Source organism: Candidatus Laterigemmans baculatus (genome assembly GCF_010367455.1).
GTDB classification, from domain to species: Bacteria; Planctomycetota; Planctomycetia; order Pirellulales; family Pirellulaceae; genus Laterigemmans; species Laterigemmans baculatus.
This window is the reverse complement of the sequence record NZ_WRPR01000009.1, coordinates 1-22,982: the sequence shown is the minus strand read 5'-3', so window position 1 is coordinate 22,982 and position 22,982 is coordinate 1. Positions and strand designations below refer to the sequence as shown.

Sequence of the window (22,982 nt, the reverse complement as noted above, 5' to 3'; positions counted from 1 at the left end):
CGCAGCGATCCTCCCGAATCGGTATTTCGCCAATCTTGCTAGTTTGGTTAAAGTCAGCCGATGCAGCGGACGAGTGCGCGGCCCCTCCCGCGGGGTTGCTCGGAAAAAAAGTCCCGCATCACGGAAGATTTCGTGGCTCCCCAGAACCTGCCCTGCAGGCCTCTCGGCCCACGAACCCCAGGCCATGGAGGAGCCAGACCCAATGTTGCTCGACCGAATCGAAATCGACTCCTGCGGTTCGCTGGAACGCATCCAGCTTGGACCGTTTTCTCATCGTTTGAATGCGATCTACGGGGCGCGAGGGGCGGGCAAGACGACCACGCTCGAGTTTCTTCGCAGCGTGATGCTGGGGACCGATCGCCAGTGGCATCGCGGGGCGACCGGATCGGTCGTCTGGGCCGACCATGAAGGGCTGCTGTACTGCCGCCGCGAACGCGACGGAACGCCGGCCGGGCGTCTGTCGGTCGATTACGTCGCCCGCAACGGCCACATCCACGACCATCACTACGGCTACCGCGATCCCCGCAATTACCACCATCTCGATCGCATGAGTGAGCTGCCCCGGCAGACCCTCGACGCGATTGTGGCGGCCACGCACCAAACGTCGGTGCCCGCGATCCTCGACGCCTGCCGTGCGGCGGGGCTGGACACGGTGGCGAGTGTCGACAACGAGGCAGCCATCGCCCGGCTGCGGGAAACGATCGCGACGCTCAAGCGACAGCTGGCCGCCCGCCCCTTCCGCGATCGACCGGCCGGCGAGGATGAGTGCGAACCCGCCACGTTCCATGAGCTTGGCCCGTTTAAGGAAACTGAAGCGACGCGTGCCGAGCTCGAAGCGACGCGCGATCGGCTGCTGGCCGAACTGGAAGAGATCGCTCGCCTGGAGCGGATGCCTGCTCGTCACGACCAGCGCCGCGACGAGCTGACCGCAGAGCTGTTGGAGGCCCACGACGAAGTCGCCCGGCTCGGACGCCAGGAAAGCCAACTTCGCCTCCGACTTTCGGAAATCGAAACCGAGCTGGCCAAGACCCGCGACCTCCCCACCGCAAACCCGGCCTGGCGAGACACCGCAGCCGAACGCCGCGAGCTCGAAGCGCTCGACAACCAGCTGATGCGGTGGCGAAGCACGCTTCGCGAAGTTTGCTCGGTCCGTGAGTCACTGGCCGAATTGTGGGCCGAAACCGAACGCAACGAGCGGCCCCAGCCGGCTGGCATTCGCGATCCGCACTACCACAACTCGCACGTTCAAGAGGCCACCGAGCCGAAACCCAAAACCTCCGACGTTCCCACCCCGCTGTCCCACCGGACCGAGTCGCCCAGCGCTCGTCCCCTCCACTGGCGTCTCGAGGCGATCCGCCGTCAGCTCGAGATTCTCGTCCAGCGGTATGACTCGCCGACGCTCGAGAGCCGCTGGTTTTCCGAGCGGGAGGAGGACGGTTTCGCCGCTCCTCTGACCAGCTCGGGGATGCTTGCCGGCTCGTCAATGCTTGCCGGCTCGGTGTCGCTTGCGGATCGAGCGACGCTGCGAGGATGTATCGATTCGCTGCGGGTGATGCGGGACGAGTTGAGCCATTGCGGGCGGCGGCTGGGCGAGCTCCAGGCGGCTCCGTCCTACGATGCGCAACGAGAGCAGCTGCGCCTCTGCCATGATCTCCTGATCCGCTTCATCGACCGCTTGCTCGACCTCCGCAACTTCTTCCTGCTGCTGATCGACCAATGCCCCACCCGCCCCGACGGGGCTGCCGTGCAGGCATCGCGTCGCCAGCGTCTGGAGCAAGAACGCACGGAGTCGCTAGACAAACTGGGACGAACCGTGAGCCGCCTCGACGAACGGGGCAACGAAATTCGCTTGCTGCAGATTCGCCTGCGGGAGATCCCCGCGGTCGAGCCGAAGGTCGATGCCCGGCGTCGCGATGCCTGCCGCTCCGAATTGGGGCGGATCGAAGAACTTCTGCGGTGGCTCGATTCGCGAGCGACCCTGCAGGAAGAACTCCAGCGCCATCAGCGGCACCTCGAGGAACGACTCCGCGAAGCAAACCGCCCGTCGCCGCTGATGGCAGCCGCATCGCGTTGGCTGGCCCAGCTCGGGCCGCAGTGGAGCGCGGCCCAAGGAAACGGGCGGCTGTGGACCGAAGCCGACGGAACGTTGCGCGTCGATGGGAGGCCGCTGGAACGAACGAGTCCAGCCGATCGGCAAACGATCGCAATGGCGATCCGGATGGCCGCCGCTGAAGAACTCAGCCGCCGCGGGTCTCAAGTGCCGCTGCTGCTCGATGACCCGGCGGCGAATTACTTCACGTCCGATGCGCCGGCTCGCTTGGCCGCCGTGCTGGCCCGCTACAGCGACGCGGGGCGGCAGATAATCGTGCTCACCGAAAGTCGCTCCCTGGCCGACGCCATTCGCACCCGTGGCGGCCGCGTGCAGTCGCTGGCGACGCCCGAGTACATCCAGTTGCGGTACCGCGACGACTCGCGGAACCTGCCTCGGATCGACACGCTGGCGAACCTCAATCGCGACCTGGACACGGCGTGGCGTGAAGCCAACGGTCTGTACGACGATCCGCACTGGTATCGATCCATTGCCCGCCCCGAAGCCCCGCGTCGATTCGATGCAGCGGAGCGAAACGGCGTGGCCGCAAACAACTTGGCCGCAAACAACTTGGCCACCGTCGGTTTGGATGCCGATCGCGGACCAGTCGACCGGGTATCGCGAGGCCCGGCCAGCCCTTTTTTTCTGACCGGCGATAGTCCAGTCGACCAAGCACCATCGATCGACGCGGTCGCCGCCGAGCGGCTCGCCCAGGTCGGCATCCTGCGGGTCGGGCAACTGCTGGCGGCCGACCCCCGCTCGCTCGCCGAGCAACTCCAGCTCACCGACGTGACGCCGCGGGTCGTGCGTCGCTGGCAAGGCGAGGCCGAGCTGGTATGCACGGTCCCGCAGCTGAGAAATTTTGACGCTCGCGTCCTGGTCGGGTGCGGCTTCACCGACGCCGGTCAGCTGGCTCAGATGCACCCCGGCCATTTGCTCGACAAGGTCGAAGCGTTCTTGGCCACCGAACAGGGACGCCGCATTCTGCAGAGCGGCACGAGTTACGAGCTGTCGCGGATCACGAGCTGGATTGCGGCAGCGAACCGCTCGGTCGCTCGCCAGCAGCGGCATGGCCAGCGGCAACTGCGGAACGCCGAAGGGCCGTCGCCGCGAGGCGAAAGCAAGCGGCGGAATGGCCAGCGGCAATCGCGGCGCGGCGACTCGGCAGCTCGCAGCGGCGGGCGGAGCCAACGCAACGGATCCTCCACCGAAGCGAATCCCACCGCGGATCGCGAAGTCCTCACGCTGCCGCGGACTGTGGACGCGACGGATGCCCGCGAAGAGGCGGGGCTGCGTTTCTACCTGCACCGCCGCAGCCCGGTGGTCGACGCACCCTCGATCGGCCCCAAAGCGGCCGCGCGCTTGAACCGCCTCGGGATCCACTCGGTCGCGGACCTGCTGGAGGCCGATCCGGCGGAGCTTGCCGAGCGTCTCGGCAATCGCCGGGTCGATTCCGACCGGGTCCTGCAATGGCAGCAGCAGGCGGAGTTGGTTTGCCGCGTGCCACAGCTTCGCGGCCACGACGCCCAGCTGCTCGTCGCGGTCGACCTCGTCGATCCGGATCAATTGGCCGAATGCGATCCATCCCGCTTGGCTCGGGAAGTCGCTACATTGGCAGCCAGCCCGGCGGGTCGCCGGATCCTCCGCGGCGGCAAGCAGCCCGACCGGGCCGAGGTGGCCGGCTGGATCCACGCCGCCCAACAGCGCCGCAGCCTGCGCGCGGCCTGACGTACTGGTCAATGTTTGGGATTCTGAATTGCAACAAGCCCGTGGGGGCAACTTCGCGGGACGTGGTGGATGTGGTCGCCCGGCGGTTGCGGCCTGCCAAAGTCGGTCATGCCGGGACGCTCGATCCGCTGGCCGAAGGGGTTTTGGTGCTAGCGGTGGGACCGGCATCGCGGCTGGTTCCCTACCTGCATCTCTATCCCAAGACGTACGAGGCGACATTTCTCTTGGGGCACTCCAGCCCCTCGGCGGATCTCGAGTTTCCCCCCACCGAGCATCCGACGCTCCACCAGCCGACGCAGGACGAGATCGTTGCGGCGGCGGCGCGACTGACCGGCCGGATCGAGCAAACGCCCCCGCTTTATTCGGCCGTCAAAGTCGGCGGCAAGCGGGCCTACAAGGCGGCCCGTGCTGCCCAGGAGATGACACTGCCGAGCCGCACCGTCGACGTCCACCGGTTCGAAATCGTCGCCTATGAATTCCCCAACGTGCGGGCCGTGATCGAGTGCGGAAGCGGGACCTACATCCGCAGCCTGGGGGTCGATCTCGCGGCCCTCTGCGGCACCCGAGCCGTAATGAGTTCGCTGCGGCGGACGGCCGTGGGGCCGTTCACGATCGACGAGGCGCATCCGCTGCACGAGATTCGCAGCGGCGGCGTAGCGGCAGCTTGGCTCCGCCCGCCAAGCGAGGGCACGCGGATGCTACGGCAGGTGCAGCTGACCGACGAGGAACAGGTCGAGATCCTGCACGGCCGCACGATCCGTCATGGCTGGACGCCCCCACTCGAAGCCTGCCCGTGGCCGCCTTCGCCTCGGGATGAAGCCGAGCGGGCGATTGCCGAAGAGCTCGCGGCGCTCGCTCCCGGCGGGCAGCTGCAAGCGATCTTGATCCCGCGCGATGGCGGCTGGGGACCGCGCCGCGTCTTTCCCCGGCCCGACCAACCCGCACCAACCGCCTAAACGGGCCGGTCGCAGGCATTCGGGCTATTTTCCCTAGCTGGCAAGGTAACGGCGGCGACTGAGGGGGGCCGATAGCGGGTGTGGAGGACGGGAGCGAGGCTCAGCGCATCGCTCTGCAAGCACCGGACCGCACGTCCTTCACCCGCACACTCACCCACCCCACAAACGGACCCGTCCAAGGGTGCATGCACCCCATGCCGTCGCTGCGGCGCACCCGGGTTTGTCAGGAGGACAGCCGCTATGCCTCGATCGCTACGTGCCTGGCTCGCTTCGTTAGCCCTGATCGCTTTCCCTGGCGCTTCGTTGCCCAGCTACGCCAGCGCCCAGACCTACATGGGTCCGCCCCACATGGCGCCGGTCGCGCTCGAGGCGCGAAGCATGCTGGCCGAGGGAGCCCATGGCCGGCTCGCCGCGGAGATCGCTCCCGGAGCCGGACCGGCGGGACTGGTGGCCCTCGGAGCCGACCCGCTCGAGACTGCGATCCGAGTCGCTGACGCCTCCGCCGCAATGCCAGCCGTTGCCGACCAGGTTGTGACGCCTGCCGCCAGAGGCGATGAAGGCACCCCCGTCGACGAAGGGACCCCCGCCTGCTACGTCGAGTGCCCTGTCGACGAATCAGCGGACGCCGCAAAGCAGCAACCGGCTGAGCAGGGACCGGTTGGCTGCGGAGGAATGAGGCTCGCGAGCGACGCGGCAGCCCCTCCCGCCGCGGAACCTTCCCGCGTCTCTGCCTCCCGGGGTGCGGAGGCCGAAGGGGGCAAGCAGGCGGGGCAAGCGTGGGATGCCCACCCCTGGGACGAGGGCGAGTGGGAGGAGTGCCGCGAGTTGGCCAAGTGGAGCGAATTGGCCGAGTGCGGGACGCTGGCTCGCGGTGGCGAGTTGGCGGCGGAGGCGGCGGCGGCGGCGGCGGCAGAGGGCAAGGGCGAGCAAAACGCCTCCGCCGAGGCAGAGCGGTTCGTCGGCAGTTCCCCGGTGATCACGATCCTGGAGGAAGAGTACCTTCCCTACGATCTGCGGGCCGACGAACCGCTGCGGTTGCGGTTGCTCCCGTTCAGCGTGCGGCGATCCTGTCCGCTCGAAAACCGCTCGCTGTTCACCGCCCCCAAAGTGGCCGAGGTGGACCGAGTGGCCGAGGTGGGCCGAGTGGCCGAGGTGGGCGAGGCGGAAACGGAGGAAGTGGCGGCGGCTTCGCTCCTGCCCCTGGCTCCGGGGGGCACCGATTGGGCCGCCCTCCGCGACTGGGTCAAAACGCTGCAGCCGCCGCTGCCGCTGCATTGCTGGATGCAAGAGGTCATCTCCCAGGTCGACCAGGCCCTCGATCCGCAGGGCCCGATCCGCAGCCGCCTCGAGGCCGAGCAGATCGGCGACCAGGTGGCCCGCTGGAGCATCGAGCTGGAGCAGAACGTCGCCGCTGCCGCCGAGCCGGTGATGCCGATCCTGGCCCGCGCCGTCGCACCGCAGCCGCAACCGGCGGCTCCCCCGGCGCTCAATCCCCAGCGGCCAGCGGAGAAAGTGGAATTGGCCGTCGCCGCCAACGCCCTGCTGTCGGCTGCCGGGCAACTGGAAAGCGTCGCCGCGGCGCTCCGCTCCTGGGGCACCTCGCTCGACCGCGTCGCCAAAGCGGCACCGGCCGAAGCGGCTCCGCTGCGACGCTGAGCTGGCCCGCGCTCAGCCGTTCTCGAGCAGGTTCACGAGCGACCGGACCATGACGCCGGTCGCTCCGGCGTCGCGCATCGGTTTCGGATTGTCGGCGAATGCGGGGCCGGCGATGTCGATGTGGACCCAGGGCGTTCCCGCAACGAACTCCTCGAGGAACTTGGCGGCCGTGATTGCTCCGCCCCAACGTCCCTCCCCGACGTTCTTAATGTCGGCGACTTTGCTGCGAATCTGCTCGGCGTAGAAGTCGAACATCGGCAGTTCCCACACCGGTTCGCCGGCCTCTCCGGCAGCCCGGCGAACCGAATCGAGCAGCGGCCGATTGTTGGTAAACAGGCCGCAGACGTCCACGCCGAGGGCGACCACGCAAGCTCCGGTCAGCGTGGCCAAGTCCACGATCCCCCGCGGCGATTCCTCGAGAGCCACGTCGAGGGTGTCGGCCAGGACGAGTCGTCCCTCGGCGTCGGTATTGTGCACCTCGACCGTTTTGCCGCTGCGGGTGTGGAGCACGTCGCCGAGCTTGAACGAGTCGCCGGCGACCATGTTTTCCGCCAGCCCGACCAGCCCCACGATATTCTCTTTGATCCCCAAGCGAGCCGCCGCCGAGATCACGCCGAGCACTGTCGCGGCTCCGGCCATGTCGCACTTCATGGTGAGCATTCCGTCGCTCGGTTTGATCGACAACCCGCCGCTATCGAAAGTCACTCCTTTGCCGACCAGGGCGATCGGCGGGCGGTCGTCTCCGGCACCCTGGTATCGAAGTTTGACCAAGCGGCTCTCCCGGGCCGACCCGCGGCCGACGGCCAGCAGCGCTCGGCAATTCTCCTGTTCCAGTCGGCTCTCGTCCCAGACCTCAACCTCCAGTCCGCACGCCTCGCCGAGTTTCGTCGCTTCGTCGGCAAACGAGCTGGGATAGATCACGCACGCTGGCTCGTTGACCAACCGACGCGTCAGGTTCATCGCTTCGCCGACGATCGTCCCCTCGCGGACGCTCGTTTCGCTGAAGCCGGCGAACTGGACGGAAGCCGGCGGATGGAGCTTCCGTTCGCGCTGGTACAAATCCTGACCAGCCGTACCCGCGACCGCTCCACAGACCAGGTTCCGCCGGTTCGCTTCGCCGGTGATGACATCGCTGAGCGAGAAAACCACCTCGCCGCGAGCTCGGTCGGCAAGCCGGCGCATCGCCGCGGCTCCGATCTCGAACGCCGCTCCTGCTGGGCTACCACCGGCGGTGGCGTCTCCGGTTCCGACGACTAAAAAGGCTGCCGGTCCGCGTTCCAGCGGCGAGGGAAGCAGAACCGCCTCGCCCCGTTTCCCCGACAAATCGCCACGGGCAATCGCTCGCGAAAGCCAGCCGCCTCCGCTCTGGTCGGCTTTCACTCCGGAGCTTCCGAGCTTACCTTCGGCGTCGAGGCCGATGACCAGCGCGTCGCATTCCATCGAGACTCCGTCGCCGTCGATCGCCGATGTCTTCATTCCTGATGCATCCTGATAATTCAAAGGGGCGTAAAAAGGGGGAGTGTCGAGGGACGCCGTCAGAGAACACTGAGCCGACGGCGCTAGCCGCGGGTTCCGCAGCGGAAAACCCAGGGTCGCGAGGCCCGAGGCTAGCGCCTACGGCTCAAAAGGACCAAAAGCCCCGGGTTTCCCGACAGACGCCCAGTCTAGCGCGTCCGTCCCGTTTGTCCCACCACGCCCTCGCCCACTCCCGCCCTCGACCCGCTCAGCGCGGCAAACTCCCATGAAACACCGCAGCACTCGAGAGGTCGTCGAGGATCTACGCCGGGGGGGCCGCCTGGTGGAGTGCGAAGACGAAGTCGACTCGTTCCTCGAAATGGCGGAGATTCAGCGGCGGGTCTATGCCCGCGGCGGACCGGCGGTCTACTTCCCCCGCGTCCGCGGCTGCGGATTCCCCTGCGTCTCCAACCTGTTCGGTTCGCTCGACCAAGCCCGCTACCTGTTTCGCGACACGCTCGAGTCGGTGCGGCGTCTGGTCGAGTTGAAGATCGATCCCCAAGCCCTTCCGCGGCACCCTTGGCGGTATGCGAGCGTCCCGCTGGCGGCGCTGCGGATGCTGCCCCAGCGGGTTTCTCGCGGTCCAGTCCAGGCCCACCGCTGCCGCATCGACGAGCTCCCCCAGATCCAGTCGTGGCCCGACGACGGCGGAGCGTTTGTGACCCTTCCGCAAGTCCTCAGCGAAGATCCCGAAGCGGCAGGCAACTTGATGCGGATCAACCTCGGGATGTACCGCGTTCAGCTCGCCGGCAACCAGTACGCCGCGGACGAAGTCGGTTTGCATTACCAAATCCATCGCGGGATCGGCGTCCACCACCGCGCGGCGCTGGCGCGCGGCGAAGCGCTCCGCGTCGCCGTCACCGTCGGCGGTTCTCCCGCGATGACTTTGGCAGCGGTGATGCCGCTGCCCGAGGGGCTGACCGAACTGACTTTCGCTGGTGCCCTGGCCGGTCGCCGGATCCGCATGATCGTCGAACCCGGAAAGGCCCCCGTGTACGCCGACGCCGACTTTGCGATTCGCGGTCACATTGTTCCGGGGGAGTCCAAACCCGAAGGCCCCTTTGGCGACCACCTCGGATACTACAGCCTGCAGCACGACTTCCCGGTGCTGCACGTCGAACGGGTGTGGCATCGCGAGGGTGCGGTTTGGCCGTTCACCGTCGTCGGACGCCCGCCGCAAGAGGATACTACGTTCGGAGAACTGATCCACGAATTGACCGGTCCGATCATCCCGACGGTGATCCCCGGGGTCCAAGCGGTGCATGCCGTGGATGCCGCCGGCGTCCATCCGCTGCTGCTGGCGATCGGCAGCGAGCGGTACATGCCGTTCCTCGAAACCACCGAGCCGGCCGAGCTGCTGACCCAGGCGCACGCGATCCTCGGCAACGGTCAACTGTCGCTGGCCAAGTATCTGATGATCGTCAACGGTGCGGATGATCCGGCGCTGCGAGTCGACTGCGTCCCACGGTTCCTCGAGCACTTGCTCCGCCGCGTCGACTGGCGGCGCGACCTGCACTTCCAAACCCGAACCACGATCGACACCCTCGATTACTCGGGCGAAGGGCTCAACCGTGGAAGCAAGGTCGTCATTGCAGCCACCGGCGCTCCGCTGCGGGAACTGCCGACGGAACTTCCCGGCGAGCTGCGGCTCCCGCCGGGCTATCACGATCCGCGAGTCGTCGCTCCCGGGATTCTGGCGATCACGGCTCCCTCCGCCACTGGCTCCGCAACGACGGGCGGATCCGAGCGAGCCACGGCGGCCAGAGAATTCTGCGACGCGTTTTCAGCGACCGATCCGATCAATCGTTTTCCGCTGGTCACGCTGGTTGACGACGCCCGGTTTGCAGCGGAACGGCTGGAAAACTGGCTGTGGGTAACGTTCACTCGCAGCAATCCGGCGAGCGATATCGATGGGATCGCCGCTGAAACGGTCCACCGCCACTGGGGCTGCCGCGGCTCGATGGTGATCGATGCTCGCCGCAAACCCCATCACGCTCCGCCGCTGGTCGAAGATCCCAAGATCCAAAAACGAGTCGACGCCCGAGCGACTCGCGGCGGCGAGCTGGCTCAATACCTCTAGGCTCTGTCAGACGAACCGACACGTCACCCTCCCCCCGGGAGGGTGAAGAAAGAACGTGAGGCTTGCTGGGCTGATAGAGCCTAGCTCGATTTCTGCCCGGGCCAGAATTTTCGCCAGCCGCCGGTCGCGACCTTTTCGGCTTCCTCCGGCTCCTCGCCTTCCCCCTTCGGATTGCCGATCAGCTTCACGATTAGATCGCGCAGGGCCTGCGTGATGGCTGCCTTGGGAGCCTGCGTGACCAGGGGAACGCCATTGTTGCGGACTTCGACCATTGTCCGGTAGTCGTTCGGCAGCTGCGCAAAGATATCGCGGCCGATCGTCTCTTTAGCTTTTTTGAGACTGATCTGTCCCGACTCCAAATCGGCTCGGTTGACGACGATCTGGACTTTCTCCTTCAAGCCCTCGATCTCATCAAAGCTCATCAACAACCGCACGACGTTCCGCAAGCATGGCAAGTCGAGCTGGCTGATCAGAATCACATGATTCGACAATTCGAGCGCGGTCATATCGATCGCACTATAGGTTTTAGAAAGGTCGATAATCAGGTGTGTGAAGGAGGCTTTGAGGAGGCCGAGCACCTTGTGCATCCCTTCAGCCGTGATCATTTGGGAATCTTGCAGCTCGACCGGTCGCGGGAGCAAATACAATCCGGTTTGGTGTTTGGTGAGCGAGCGTTTGAGAAGCTGAATGTCGAGCCGCGAGACGCTCTGCGAAACATCCGCCAACGTGTAGTCGGGGATCGAGTCGAGGAAGACGTCGGCGTCGCCCAAAGCCAAATCCAAATCGACCAGTGCCACCGAATTCCCCGGTTGGCTTGCCAGCATGCAGCCGAGATTCACCGCGATACTGGTCGATCCGACGCCTCCAGTGGCACCAGCGACCGAGATCACTTGGCAGGTTCGGCTCTTGCCATCACCGGAGGCAAATTTGGTCGCCCCGACGCGCTCAAGCGCCGTCCCAAGCTCTTCGGCGGTAATCGGCAGCGTCAAGAACTCCCGCGCCCCGGCCCGCATCGAGCGGAGGATCAGCTGCCCGTCGGTATGGCTCGAGGCGACCAACAGGATCGTCCCTGGAACCTCGCTCGAAAGGCGACGGACCAGTTCGATGGCTTGCTCCGGGTTGCTGTCGAGCGAAACCACGCCGATGTCCGGAGCGGTTTCGCGGATTACATCCGGAAAGAACTCGTACCGCGAGCATTCCGCTTCCAGCCACACCATCTCCATGCCCATCAGCATGGTTTTGAGTGACTCCCGCGTGTTGTCGTGCGGGTCGACGATCGCGAGTCGGAGGACGGTACTCATGGGATACAAATTCTGGACGTGAAGGACGTGCGTGGCAGGCCGACGGGGAATTCAACGAGCGGAAAGTCTTATCAGCCGGGAAGTTTTATCGGCGAGACTCCCTACGGCTCGTCATCCGGATCCTCCGAAGGTGACATGATCATCACACCCGGTGCAATGTGCGTGGGCCGCTCACTCGGCACGATGGGTGTCGCGCTCCCGAGCGGTTCGACGATCTCGCCCCCCTGCACCGCATGGTGATCCGGCACCGGGTAGTGCCCATGGACTGTAGGATGCCCATGAGTCGGATATTGCCCAGGTGCCCCCAGGTGCCCGTGCGCGTTATGGTGCCCATGCGTGCCAAGGTGCCCGTGGGGCGGGTTGTAGCCCGGTGCCGGGCAGAGATCATCGGTCCGCGGCACTTCGAGGTGCCCGTCGATGTACAACTCCTTGTCGGTCGGCGAAGCGGAGTTCATTCCCGGTCCGCCGAGCGGGACCTGCATCGGATCCATCGCTTCGGCCAATTCCGGAGTCACGGTAATCAGCAGTTCGATCTCGTTGTTCTCTTCCCTGACGCGGCGGAAGAGAGTTCCGATGACCGGCAATTCGCCGAAGAAGGGCGTTGCCCGCGAGGTCGCTTCGACGCGGGTCTGCAACAAACCGGCGATCGCGAACGTCTGGCCGGCGTTCATCTCCACGGCGGTTTCGACGTATCGCTGGCGGAAAGCGGGAATCGCGATCCCCTGCGCCGTCAGCGAGCGAGTGGGGTCGGGTTCGCTGACTTCCGGCCGGACTTCCAACCGCACCCGTCCGGGCCCGACGACGAAGGGCATGAAGTCGACCGAGGTCCCGAACTCTTCGTACTGCACCGAGACCGAACCGTTTCCGGTGGGGACGATGTAGGGGACTTTACCGCCGACGATGAACCGAGCCGGGCGGCCATGGGTGGCGACGACGGTCGGTTCGGCCAAGACTTTGACCAGTTCGTTTTGGCGGAGCGCCTTGATCAGAACGTCCAGATCGGTGCGACCGAACGAAGCGGCGATTCGAGTGTTGGCCTGCAGTCCGAGCGGAGCGATCGTGGTGAAATCGGTCGCCGGAGCGTCGATCAAGCCGCCCGCCCCGAACACCACTCCCGTGCCGGCGACCGGATCGGAGAGCACCCAGTCGACGCCCAGCTCGCGAAACTTCGTCCGCGAAACTTCCATGATTTTGGTGTGCAGCATGATCTGCTGCACACCGACGACGCGGACATTCGTGACGACCTGCGCGTAGAACTGCTCGACGATCTGAAGGGCGCGATCGACGTCATCGACATTGGTGACGGTCCCCGAAAGAACAGCTCCCTTGGAGAGGGCGGTGACCCGCAAGTTGCTCCCGGGGAACTGGGTCGCCAAAATTCCCTCGACCTCGCGAGCGTCGGCGGAGATTGCCACGTCGACCGTGTACAACTGGTCTTCGCTGTCCCACAGATTCAGCTGCGTCATCCCGGGGGCGAGCGCGGAGACCTGAATCTGGTTGCTCGAGATCGGCGTGGCCGACAGGATCTGTTCGTTCTGGACCTGGAACTTGGGGATCGGTTTGTCCAGCGTCAAGATTCGGCTGCTCTTGACGATCATCTGCAACTGCTCGACCGAATGGGTCACGTTGTAGTTGACCGCGGAAGCACTGACCGGCGTCGCGGTTTGAGCTCGCAGATCGCTCGCCGAGGCGGCCCCGAGCAGGAGTCCGGCCAGCAGAACGACCAGAGCCCTCCGGCGCTTTTTGTAGTTCACAACCATCGTGAATGCTTCCTTGCGTGACCGTGGATTCCATCCATGCCATCCACCGCGGCTTCGCAAAGAAGCAGCACGCGGAGAGCCAGTCGTCGTCGAGTGTTGGAAAAGTGCGATACGAAAAATTGCAGGAACGAATCAGGAACGAGCGGACAAAGGCTACGGCTACGGTGTCAATCAGGAGGTCGGTTGTTCGGTCGGGGCGTACAGGGGGCTCTCCTCCCCGTGCAAGTAGTCGAGCGGCGAAGCGGCATCGGAGCCGGAGCTCGGGGCGAGGTTCGTCGACGGACTCGGCACTCCGGCCGGTGCCACTCCCGGCTCGCCGCTGCTGATCTGCGGAATCGGGTTGCCTTCGATCCACGTGAATACCTGCATCTGCCCCTCAGGGCCGATCTTGACCATCCGGTGGGAGACCGCCGGAGCGGCCGGTTCCGCCGGAGCCGCTGGGAGCTCGGGCTCCTCCTTGACGGCGGGGGCTGCGGGCGCCGGAGGAGTGATGACGGTCGGCGGTGCGATTGGCGTCGGGATGGCTGAGAGGAACCGGAGCGGTGATGCCTTCGGTTCCGCCTCGCGATTTTTGGCCTCTTGATGGGCGGCGAGCCAAGCGAGGAATTCTTGCCCCGCGGTGTTGGGGCCGGACGGCTCGCCCGGGCTCGTATCGCCGTCGTCGGGTCGCCCCAGGCTCAAGCTGATCTTGCCCAACTCCTTGGCACACGTCCACGCCTCGGCGTCCCCGGCATGGATCAGCAGCGAGACGGTCCGAGCCGCCTTGCCCGCTGCTTCCTCGTCTTCCTCACGGCTGGTGCGCCCGTCGACCGCGAACACTTTTACGCCGCTCAGCACGGTTCGGGTGGTCGTCGCCGGGACGACGTCGCTCTTGGTGAAAAACCCGATCACGTTGACCCGGTCCCCGGGCGAAACCAGGTTGGCGACGCTGCTCGCCTCATCGGTCTTGAGAGTGACGACGTTGAAGCCCTTGGGAATGTCGACCGTCTTGGTGTCTTTCGAATCCATCAGTTTCCGCAGCACGATCGGCTCTTCGGCGTACAATCGCTGCGAAGCAAACTTGCCTTCCATCGCCTTCCAGTCGAGGATCGCGTCGCGAGGCACCGCGGCGGCAGGCCAGTGGGCCAGCCGAATGCTCTCCTGCGTCAATTCCTCAGCAACGTTGATATCGCGAACCGCTACGAAGATTTCAACCGTCTCGGCCTTCGGACTTGCTTTCATCATCTTCGTGAAACCGACTGCCGCGACGGATCCGAAGACCAAGGCGACGAACAGCGGGATGAATTTGTTTCGCATGTCTCAGATTTGGATTAGAGAGCGGTCCACTTCGCATTCACTCATTGGCATCTCGGCTGGAGAAGCTCCAGGCTTTTCACTGCGGGTGCCGTGGGCGGTGCATCCGATGCGACCGGTAGGAGCGGAATTCTCCGACCGCTCCGCAACATGCGTCCACCTTCGGCGGCGGTCGGGGACCATGGGCTCAAGGTCTAACGTTCGGAGCGGACCAGACCGAATCTTCAGCAACCGATACCCGACCGTTAGACTCGGCCCATCGAACCCAGAACCCGCTTCAAACGCAGCTTTCCCAGTTTCCGATCTCAGCGGCTCGCGGCGAGCACGGTTGGGCTTGGTGCGAACAGCCCTGAGCCGACGGCGCTAGCCGCGGGTTCCGCAGCGGAACGCCTAGGACTGCGAGGCCCGAGGCTAGCGCCTACGGCTCAAAAAGGTCGAGATCCCGTGCTTTCCGATAACGTCTAGATCAGCATCCCGGCGTAGGCGAAGTAGAGGATCGAGCCGATCGCCATCGGGATTCCGTAAGGCAGCAACCGCATTTGGGGCTTTCGTTCGCGAGCGATCGCGGCCAGCTTTTCGGGATCCTTGATCGTGACCCATTCGTTGAGAATCTGGTGCGCCATCGCCCAGTGTTTCTGCCACTGGCCACTGGTCGCGATCATCACCGCGGCGATCACGCCCCCCACCACGGCCGTAGCCAAGAACGCCCACCAGGTGGTCGCCGCTCCGAGCCAGGCGCCGACGCCGGCGAGCAGCTTCACGTCGCCGGCCCCCATTCCGCCGACGGCCCGCAGGACCAGCAGCAGCATCATCCCCACGAAGGTGCCGAGTAGACTGTAGCCGAGGCCGGTCAGACCATCGTGGAGGGTGCCATGCAGCCAGCCGCACAGGATGAACGGAAAGGTCAACCAATTGGGGACCTTGAGGATCTTGCCGTCGATAACGGCCGCAACGACCAACACCACGCTGACCAACCAAACAGGCCAGTGGGCGGCGAGGGAATTAATGAGCGTTTGCATAGCGGTGCGTGTCCCCGGGCGGCAGCCCCCGGAAAGCGGATGACGGACGGAAAGCGGATGACGGACGGAAAGCAGTACCTAGTACTCAGTACTCAGTACTCATTCAGCGGGGGCAAACGATCCAGCTGAGCATCGCCACGACCAGGGTGACGGCACAGCAGGTGATTTGCCATGCATTTTGAGCGGCGTCGGCGGGAAGCAGCGGATAATCCATGGCGAACACCACAGGAGCAAAAGTGTGTCAGCGAAGGCTGCTGGGGGGGCCCCGGAGCGAACCCGCGAAGGCGAACTCGCGAAGGCGAACTCGGAGGCCCCCGCTTCAGCCAGAAGAGCCGCTCCGGGACGTGGCAGCGCAGGCGTTCCACGTCCCGGGGCATCCGCTTGGATCGAGGGCCAAGCGGCACACAGAATCGCGCGACTCACGCGTCCCGGAACCGGGACGCCCCGGCATTACGGGGTGCTGAGGCTGTCGGCGACCGACTGGAACTTGGTGTTGGCGGCGCTACCAATCGCGCCGATCGTTCCCAGACAGACCACGACGATCAGCGCCAGCATGACGGCGTACTCGACCGCGGTCGGACCATCTTCTTCCTTCATGAAGACGACGAACTTTTCCATGAACTTCTGCATAACAATCTCCAGCGAGAATGGTGCACCGCGATCGACTCGAGGTCTTTCGAGTGCGTGGGAAACAGCAGGGTCCCGGTGCGAATCTCCGAGCGACACGCACCGACGACGTGGGGGCAAAACCAAACCTCGTCTCCCCGGTTCTCACCCAGGCGACAGCCTTGCGGAGCCCTCGTTCGCCTCGAGCCGCAAGCGGCTGTGACGGACGTGGAAATCCCGCATCTGCTGACCTTGGCAGCCCGGCAGCCCGCCTGCCCCAACCCTCCCTCGGTCAAGAGAGGATCGCGGCCGATGGGTCCGTAGCTTTGCGCCCCGACCTCACGATCGGTTAGCCTTGAGCAAGGAGCAGAGGTTGACTCACCGCCGGCGGCGGTGGATCACAGACCGACTGTCGGCCTGCCCTCTCTATTCGAAAAGCTAGGACAGGAAACGAAGGTGTCAAAAAAAACGGGCTGGGGAATTTACCGCCCGCTTGAGAAGATCTGAAACGTAGGCCGATTCTGCCGGTTGTGACGAAACTCGGGAATCCACAGATGCCCCCTTGGAACGAACTGAAAGAACCGCGTCCCTCACCGGCCAACCGCAGCTATCTGATGCGGCTCCCCTTTCGCACCACGGCCTGGATCACGCTGGCGGTTTGCTGGGCGGTGGTCGATTTCGTGACCTCTCCGGGAGCGGCCCTGTACATCCTCCACGCCGCCGCGCTGCCGCTCGCCCTGCGGTTGATCCCGCATCGCGGAACGAGCCTGCTGACGGCGATCTCGATGGCCGCGGTCGTCATCCCCGGCCTGCTCCACGCGCTGACGATTCCGGTGCACCAGCTGCCGGCCGACGATCCGGTCCGCTCGGCGCTGGCCGCACCCTTTGAACTGGCTCGCGTCTGGACGGTCGTGGCGCTGGCGGCGATGGGGCTCTACGACGCCAGCCAGAAGCGGCTCCGCAAACAGCGCCAACTGGCTCGCCGGGCGCTCCACCATCGGGTCCGCCGCCGCACCGGACAGCTCCGCACCGCCTACGAACGGCTCAAACGCGAAGCGGCCGAGCGGCTTTCGGTGCAGCAACGCTTGGCCGAGAGCGAAGCCCATCTGCAGTCGCTGATGCAGCACGCCCACATGCATCTGCTCCGCAAAGACGCCGACGGCATTTTCACCTACGCCAGCCCCACTTTTTGCGAGCTGCTCCGCCGCCGCCCCGAAGAGGTCCTGGGCAAAACCGACTACGACTTCTATCCCGAGTGGACCGCGATCAAGTTCCGCGAAGACGACTTGCGCGTGATGCGGACCGGCGAGCCCTATGAGACGGTCGAGGTCAATCCGCAGCCCGACGGCACGAACAACTACGTCCAGGTCCTCAAAGTCCCCGAGTACGACGCGACGGGGAACGTGATCGGCGTCCAAGCGGTCTTCTGGGACGTGACCGATCGGTGGCGGAGTGTGATTGAGTTGCGACGCAGCGAAGCTCGCAAACGGGCCCTCTTCGAATCGGCTGCCGACGGCATCCTGCTGGTCGGCCCCAGCGGCCGGATCGTCGAAGCGAACCCTTCAGCCGCGCGGATCCTGCGCGTCTCGGCTGCCGATTTGACCGATCGCGATCTGATCGACACCCTCCTGCCCGCCGTCCAGTATCCGCCTAAGGACGCCGACCACTTTTCCCCGCCGGGATCGCAGACCGCATCGCAGCCGGGGGACGAGGTGGTCGTCACCGCCGGGGAAGCGGTCACCGGACGCGAAGCCGACTCGGAGGAGGTCGCGGCAACGGTCGCTGCTTCCCGTCGCAGCGACCATCGCGGTCGCTTTGCTGTCCTGCCGTGGGAGATGATGCCTCAAGGAGTTCGCCGCGAGACCTCGCTCCGCCGACCCGCCGAGCGGGCCGCGGCTCAGGATGGCGACGGCGAGGTGGCCGAAGACGAATCGTTTCCCGCCGAACTCTCGGCCCACGCCATCCCGCTCGAAAACACGACCGGGCTGGCGATCTTCATCCGCGACATCACCGTTCGCCGGCAGACGCAACAGGACCTGCAAATCGCCAAGGAATTGGCCGAGCGGGCGAGCGAAGCGAAAAGCGAATTTTTGGCCGGGGTCAGCCACGAGATCCGCACCCCGCTGGGCGGCATCCTGGGGCTCTCCGAACTGCTCAGCGAAACTCCGCTCTCACCCCGCCAGCGGCAGTACGTCGAGCTGATCCGCCACTCGACCGACCTGCTCAGCGGCGTGATCGAGGACATTCTCGATTTCTCGCGGATCGAAGCCGGCGGGATGGAACTGGAGAATTCCCCGCTCGATCTGTACCGCTGCGTCGGAGACGCCTTCAAGTGCCTGGCCGCTCGGGCGGTCGGCAAGGGCTTGGAGATGATCCTCAGCATCGCCCCGGACGTGCCGCGCTACGTCCTCGGCGATACCGTCCGGCTCCGCCAGATCGTCGTCAACCTGGCTGGCAACGCGATCAAATTCACCGGCTCCGGCGAAGTCGTACTGACGCTGCGGCTGGCCCCTCCGCCGCCGCAGGAAGAGCCACCGCGACGGCGGTCCCCCGGCGACACGCTGACGCTGATCCTGGAAGTCAGCGACACCGGGATCGGGATTCCCCTGGACCGCCAGAGCTCGATCTTCGAAGCGTTCAAACAAGTCGACGCCAGCACCACGCGGCGGTTCGGCGGGACCGGACTGGGACTGGCGATCAGCGACCGGATCGTGCGGGCGATGCAGGGCACGATCGCCGTCGAAAGCGCCCCGAGCCGAGGAAGCACGTTCCGCTGTACGATCCCGCTGACGGTTGCGGCCCACCAGGATGTGCGGAGTCACGCTGGGTACCTGGAAGCGGGCAACGAAGCTTCGCCCCCCGAGCCGGAGCGGCCTGCCAAGGAAATTTCGGCCGGCTGGGTCATTGTCTCCAATGCGCGTCAGCGAGAGACGATCGCAGCGACTCTCCGCCGGGGTGGTTGGTCGGTCGACACGGTCGATCCGGCCGATGCCGCGGCGACTCAGGCGGCCGCCGAAGCGCCCCGAGCCCTGCTGGTCGTCGACCAAGCGGTCGCCGAGGTGGAGCGGTTCATTCCCGGCGGCGCCTCGCGACCCCACGTCGTCTGGCTGACCGACCTCGGCAGCCCCCCGCCGACCGCGGCCCGGCCGTCGGATCCCCTGCTGATCAAACCAGTATTGCCCGACGAGTTGCTCGTTGCCGCCCATCCGACCGCCTCCGCTAAACGCCCCCAGAAGTCGAGTTGCGGCGACTTCGGAAACGCCCCCAAGGACCCCCAACGACTGGGCTCCCACCAACGGGGCTCGCAGCAACCGGGTTCGCAGCAACGGGGCTCCAAACGGGCCGGTCTCCAACCAGCCGGTTTCGGCCGACCGCAGCCGGAATCGCTGACCGACGCCACCACCCCCACCGCCGCTGGCGCCCCCACCGCCGCTGGCCCCGAGGCGCAGAAGCTGCGGGTGCTGATCGTCGACGACAGCCCCGTCAATCGGACCGTGATCCGCGATTTGCTCGTCAGCGGCGGGCACCTCGTCACGACGGCGGCCAACGGCGACGAGGCGGTGCGGTACGCGGCCAGCCAAGCCCCGGATGTGGTCCTGATGGATCTGCAAATGCCTGATATCGATGGAGCGGACGCCGCCCGGGCGATCCTCGCCGACGCGCTGGCGCGCGAGCAAACGCCGCCGGTCATCATCGCCGTCACCGCTCACGTCACCGAACAGCATCGCCAGCGGTGCGCCGATGCCGGAATGCGGGGCTTCTTGACTAAGCCGGTCCACCGCGACGACCTCCTGCGAACGGTCCGCAACGCCGTTTCCCGCCTCGCCCCTTCCCCCGCACCCAAGCCCACCGTCGAGTCCCCCTCGGAAGCGACGCCGGAGGCCGAGCCAGTGGTCGAGGAAGGCTTCCGCACGGCCAGCCACGAACGAGCCAGTGCGGCGGGCGAGGACGAAGGCTGGGTCCAGCACTTCAAGCGTCGCATCGGGCATGACGACGAAGTGCTCTCCTCGATGATCGAAGCCTTTTTAATCGAGGTGCCGACGACGACCCGGAATTTGGACGAGGCGCTTCGCGAGGGGGATGCGAAGCGGGTCCGGCGGCTGGCGCACACCCTCAAGTCCTGCTTTCGCTACGTCGGCGACGGCCCCGAAGTCGCGGCTGCGGCGCGGATTGAGCAGGCCGGGCGGGACGAGCAATTGGAGCGGCTCGGCGATGAGCTCGCCGAGGTCCAGGTGGCGGCCGACCAGTGGTGCGGGCGGCTCCGCGGTTACCTCGCCCCCGAAGGCTCCTCCTGATAGATCGAGAGTTCCTCCCGACATATCGCAGAACGGCTGCGGCGCAGGTATCCTGACCGGTCTAGCCTCGATTGGTGAACGATTCCCGCCTGTTGCGTGGATCCGAGGTTCGCCATCTCCGTTGTTACACAATTGAGTACTGGAAATGATGTTCTCTCAGACCCGCCACCTCGCGATTGCCCTCGTCGGCGCGCTCGCGATGGCTCCGGTCGCTCAAGCCCAAGATGGCGCTAACGCTCAGGATGCTGCTCCCGTGGCGAACGGCCAACAAGCCCCCCAGAATCCCGGCAGTTACTACATCGGCTTGTCGATCGGTGAGCAGATGCGCTCGCAGGGCATGACCACCGAAGACATCGACGTCGAATCGTTGGCGATGGCGATCGCCGACGAGCTCAGCGGCCGCGGTTCGCGGCTCAACGAGCAGCAGCTCAACGAAGCCGGCCAAGCCGTCCAGCAGATGCTCCAGGCCAAGGCCCAGCAGCGGATGCAGGAAATGCAGAACGCCGCCGCGGCCAACGTCGAGAAAGCGAAACAGTTCTTGGCCGAAAACGCCCAGAAGGAAGGCGTGGAGACGCTCCCCAGCGGGCTGCAGTACAAGGTCGAGAAGAGCGGCACCGGCGCTTCGCCCACGCTCGAAAGCGTCGTCCGCGTCCACTACACCGGCAAACTGATGAACGGTGAAGTCTTCGACAGCTCGGTCCAGCGGGGCCAACCGGCGGAATTCCAAGTCGGACAGCTGATCCCCGGCTGGCAGCAAGCGTTGCCGAAGATGAAGGTCGGCGACAAGTGGACCCTCTACGTTCCGCCGGCGCTGGCCTACGGCGAGCGGGGAAGCCCGCCGAAGATCGGTCCCAACGAACTGCTGATCTTCGAGATGGAACTGCTCGACATCCTCCAGCAGTGACACGCGTCTCGAACCACCGAAGGCGGCCGCCAACGCGGGGCCCCTTCGGAGCGGGATCGAGTTATTCTAGAAAGCCCGAAGCGTGGGATGCGTTCCGCGCGCGGGCTTTTTTCGTGGGCTCTCGCTGCGAGTGTTTCGCACTCGCCTGAGTATCTCCATCCGTGTTTCCTTCCTCAGCAACCCCAAGCGGCGTCTCTCCTATGCGATCCATTTTCCCTGCCCTGCTCGTCGGCTCCGCGCTGGCCGGCGGCATGCTCCCGCTCGCACCTGCGGCCGAACCCGGTTCTCCGACGATCAACCTGGCCGAGCCCCCCGCCTCGCTCAACACCTCGCCGATGCCGGTCGAAGTCGTGCTGGCTTATCCCAACCTGCGGATCGATCGTCCGGTGGTCGTGACCGGAGCTGCTGACGGCTCCGGGCGATTGTTCATCGCGTCCCAGCAGGGCCAAATCTACGTCATCGACGAAAGCGACACGCAGGTCGAAGAGCCCGAGTTGTTCATCGATCTCAGCGACCGGGTGAGCTATAAGGACCGGGAAAACGAAGAAGGATTTTTGGGACTCGCGTTCCACCCGAAGTTCGCCGAAAACGGGCAGTTTTACGTCTACTACACGACCAACGAACGGCCCCACGTTTCGATCATCTCGCAGTTCAAGCTCCGCGGCGACGGTTCGGGCCAAGGCGACCCCAAGAGCGAGAAAAAGTTGCTCGAAATCCAGCAGCCGTTCTGGAATCACAACGGCGGCACGCTCGTCTTCGGCCCCGACAACTACTTGTACATCGGCCTCGGTGATGGCGGCAAAGCCAACGACCCGCTGCTGGCCGGCCAGGACCTGAGCAAGCTGCTCGGCTCGATTCTCCGGATCGACGTCGACCGCACCGAGGGGGACCGGGCCTACGCGATCCCGGCCGACAACCCGTTTGCCGGTCGCGAAAATGTCTGGCCCGAAATCTATGCCTCGGGACTCCGCAACGTCTGGCGGATGAGCTTTGACCCAAAGACGGGAACCCTCTGGGCTGCCGACGTTGGCCAGAATTTGTGGGAAGAAGTGAACATCATCGTCCCCGGCGGGAACTACGGCTGGAGCCTCCGCGAAGCCGGTCACCGGTTCACCGTCAATGGCGAAGGGGCCGGGCCGAGCGAAGCCCTGATCGATCCGCTGATCGAATACCCGCACACCGAAGAGTGGGGCAAATCGGTCACCGGCGGCGCGGTCTATCGCGGCAAAGCCACGCCGGAACTCGATGGCTACTACCTCTACGGCGACTATGTCAGCGGCCGGTTGTGGGCGCTGAAATACGACGCCGAGCAGAATCAGGTGACCGAGAATCGGCCGATCGCTTGGTCGCAGCTGCCGGTCTTCACCTTCGGCCAAACCGACAGCGGCGAAGTCCTGATGACGACGATGACCTCCGGCGGCCGGATCTACAAATTCGTCGCCAAGCAGTAAGGCCAACGGGCGACGCATCCTCGCGGCGGGAGCGATCGACTCCCGCCGCTCCGCCTGTCGCACGCTCTTGGCCCGGATAATTCATCAGCCGCCGGGCGCTAGCCCACGGTTCCCGAAAACGCTGTGAGAACCGGACGCAAGAAGCGTGGCGGCTGATTCAAAGATTTGCCCATGCAAGATCTGGCCTAACTGGACAACGCCACTTTCTCACGCTGAATTGCCATAAAGTCAGCATTGCCCAGCAGTTGGCTACCAAGTCGTTTAACGGCAAGCCGAAGGCGACTGTGTTTTAAAAAGCAGTCGCCTTCGGCTTGCCGTTAAACGATTTT

The 22,982-nt window shown here is 65.3% G+C and carries 13 protein-coding genes and 1 riboswitch; of the genes, 7 read left to right on the top strand and 6 right to left on the bottom strand.

All coding sequences use genetic code 11. The features are described from left to right. Nucleotides 1-202 precede the first annotated feature (202 nt). The 3 genes from GNK13_RS01405 (at nucleotide 203) to GNK13_RS01395 (ending at nucleotide 6,429) form a co-directional block, all read left to right on the top strand. Nucleotides 203-3,817 (top strand): DUF4332 domain-containing protein, encoded by a 3,615-nt coding sequence (locus tag GNK13_RS01405; RefSeq protein ID WP_164100649.1) that lies wholly within the window; start codon nucleotides 203-205, stop codon nucleotides 3,815-3,817. Between the two features lie 11 nt (nucleotides 3,818-3,828). After that, on the top strand, nucleotides 3,829-4,773 hold the full coding sequence (gene truB / locus GNK13_RS01400) for a tRNA pseudouridine(55) synthase TruB (protein WP_164100648.1): 945 nt from the start codon (nucleotides 3,829-3,831) through the stop codon (nucleotides 4,771-4,773). Between the two features lie 240 nt (nucleotides 4,774-5,013). Further along, nucleotides 5,014-6,429, top strand: a complete 1,416-nt coding sequence (locus GNK13_RS01395; protein WP_164100647.1) for a hypothetical protein — start codon at nucleotides 5,014-5,016, stop codon at nucleotides 6,427-6,429. Nucleotides 6,430-6,441: 12 nt separating this feature from the next. Here GNK13_RS01395 and GNK13_RS01390 read toward each other — a convergent pair whose 3' ends face one another. Beyond that, complete coding sequence (locus GNK13_RS01390; protein ID WP_164100646.1) at nucleotides 6,442-7,905, bottom strand: leucyl aminopeptidase; 1,464 nt, start codon at nucleotides 7,903-7,905, stop codon at nucleotides 6,442-6,444. Between the two features lie 265 nt (nucleotides 7,906-8,170). On the opposite strand from GNK13_RS01390, the gene GNK13_RS01385 reads away from it, so the two are divergent. Beyond that, the gene (locus tag GNK13_RS01385; RefSeq protein ID WP_164100645.1) at nucleotides 8,171-10,024 is read left to right on the top strand and encodes a UbiD family decarboxylase; all 1,854 of its coding nucleotides are present in this window, start codon (nucleotides 8,171-8,173) and stop codon (nucleotides 10,022-10,024) included. Between the two features lie 80 nt (nucleotides 10,025-10,104). On the opposite strand, the gene GNK13_RS01380 is transcribed toward GNK13_RS01385, so the two are convergent. The 5 genes from GNK13_RS01380 to GNK13_RS01360 form a co-directional block, all read right to left on the bottom strand. After that, on the bottom strand, nucleotides 10,105-11,325 hold the full coding sequence (locus tag GNK13_RS01380) for an AAA family ATPase (protein WP_164100644.1): 1,221 nt from the start codon (nucleotides 11,323-11,325) through the stop codon (nucleotides 10,105-10,107). Nucleotides 11,326-11,426: 101 nt separating this feature from the next. Then, nucleotides 11,427-13,085, bottom strand: a complete 1,659-nt coding sequence (locus tag GNK13_RS01375; protein ID WP_164100643.1) for a type II and III secretion system protein family protein — start codon at nucleotides 13,083-13,085, stop codon at nucleotides 11,427-11,429. A 171-nt stretch (nucleotides 13,086-13,256) separates the two neighbouring features. Further along, complete coding sequence (gene cpaB, locus GNK13_RS01370) at nucleotides 13,257-14,381, bottom strand: Flp pilus assembly protein CpaB (protein ID WP_164100642.1); 1,125 nt, start codon at nucleotides 14,379-14,381, stop codon at nucleotides 13,257-13,259. A gap of 458 nt (nucleotides 14,382-14,839) precedes the next feature. Beyond that, nucleotides 14,840-15,397, bottom strand: a complete 558-nt coding sequence (locus GNK13_RS01365; RefSeq protein ID WP_164100641.1) for an A24 family peptidase — start codon at nucleotides 15,395-15,397, stop codon at nucleotides 14,840-14,842. A 450-nt stretch (nucleotides 15,398-15,847) separates the two neighbouring features. Then, complete coding sequence (locus tag GNK13_RS01360; RefSeq protein ID WP_164100640.1) at nucleotides 15,848-16,027, bottom strand: Flp family type IVb pilin; 180 nt, start codon at nucleotides 16,025-16,027, stop codon at nucleotides 15,848-15,850. Between the two features lie 227 nt (nucleotides 16,028-16,254). Continuing rightward, nucleotides 16,255-16,368, bottom strand: a riboswitch (cyclic di-GMP riboswitch). A 189-nt stretch (nucleotides 16,369-16,557) separates the two neighbouring features. Between GNK13_RS01360 and GNK13_RS01355 the strand changes: the two genes are divergently transcribed. From GNK13_RS01355 to GNK13_RS01345, 3 genes are all read left to right on the top strand, one after another. Further along, nucleotides 16,558-20,298, top strand: a complete 3,741-nt coding sequence (locus tag GNK13_RS01355) for a response regulator (RefSeq protein ID WP_164100639.1) — start codon at nucleotides 16,558-16,560, stop codon at nucleotides 20,296-20,298. 145 nt (nucleotides 20,299-20,443) lie between these two features. Further along, on the top strand, nucleotides 20,444-21,202 hold the full coding sequence (locus tag GNK13_RS01350; protein WP_235934707.1) for an FKBP-type peptidyl-prolyl cis-trans isomerase: 759 nt from the start codon (nucleotides 20,444-20,446) through the stop codon (nucleotides 21,200-21,202). Nucleotides 21,203-21,402: 200 nt separating this feature from the next. Then, nucleotides 21,403-22,653, top strand: coding sequence for a PQQ-dependent sugar dehydrogenase (locus GNK13_RS01345; protein ID WP_164100638.1), 1,251 nt, complete (start codon nucleotides 21,403-21,405; stop codon nucleotides 22,651-22,653). Nucleotides 22,654-22,982: the final 329 nt, after the last annotated feature.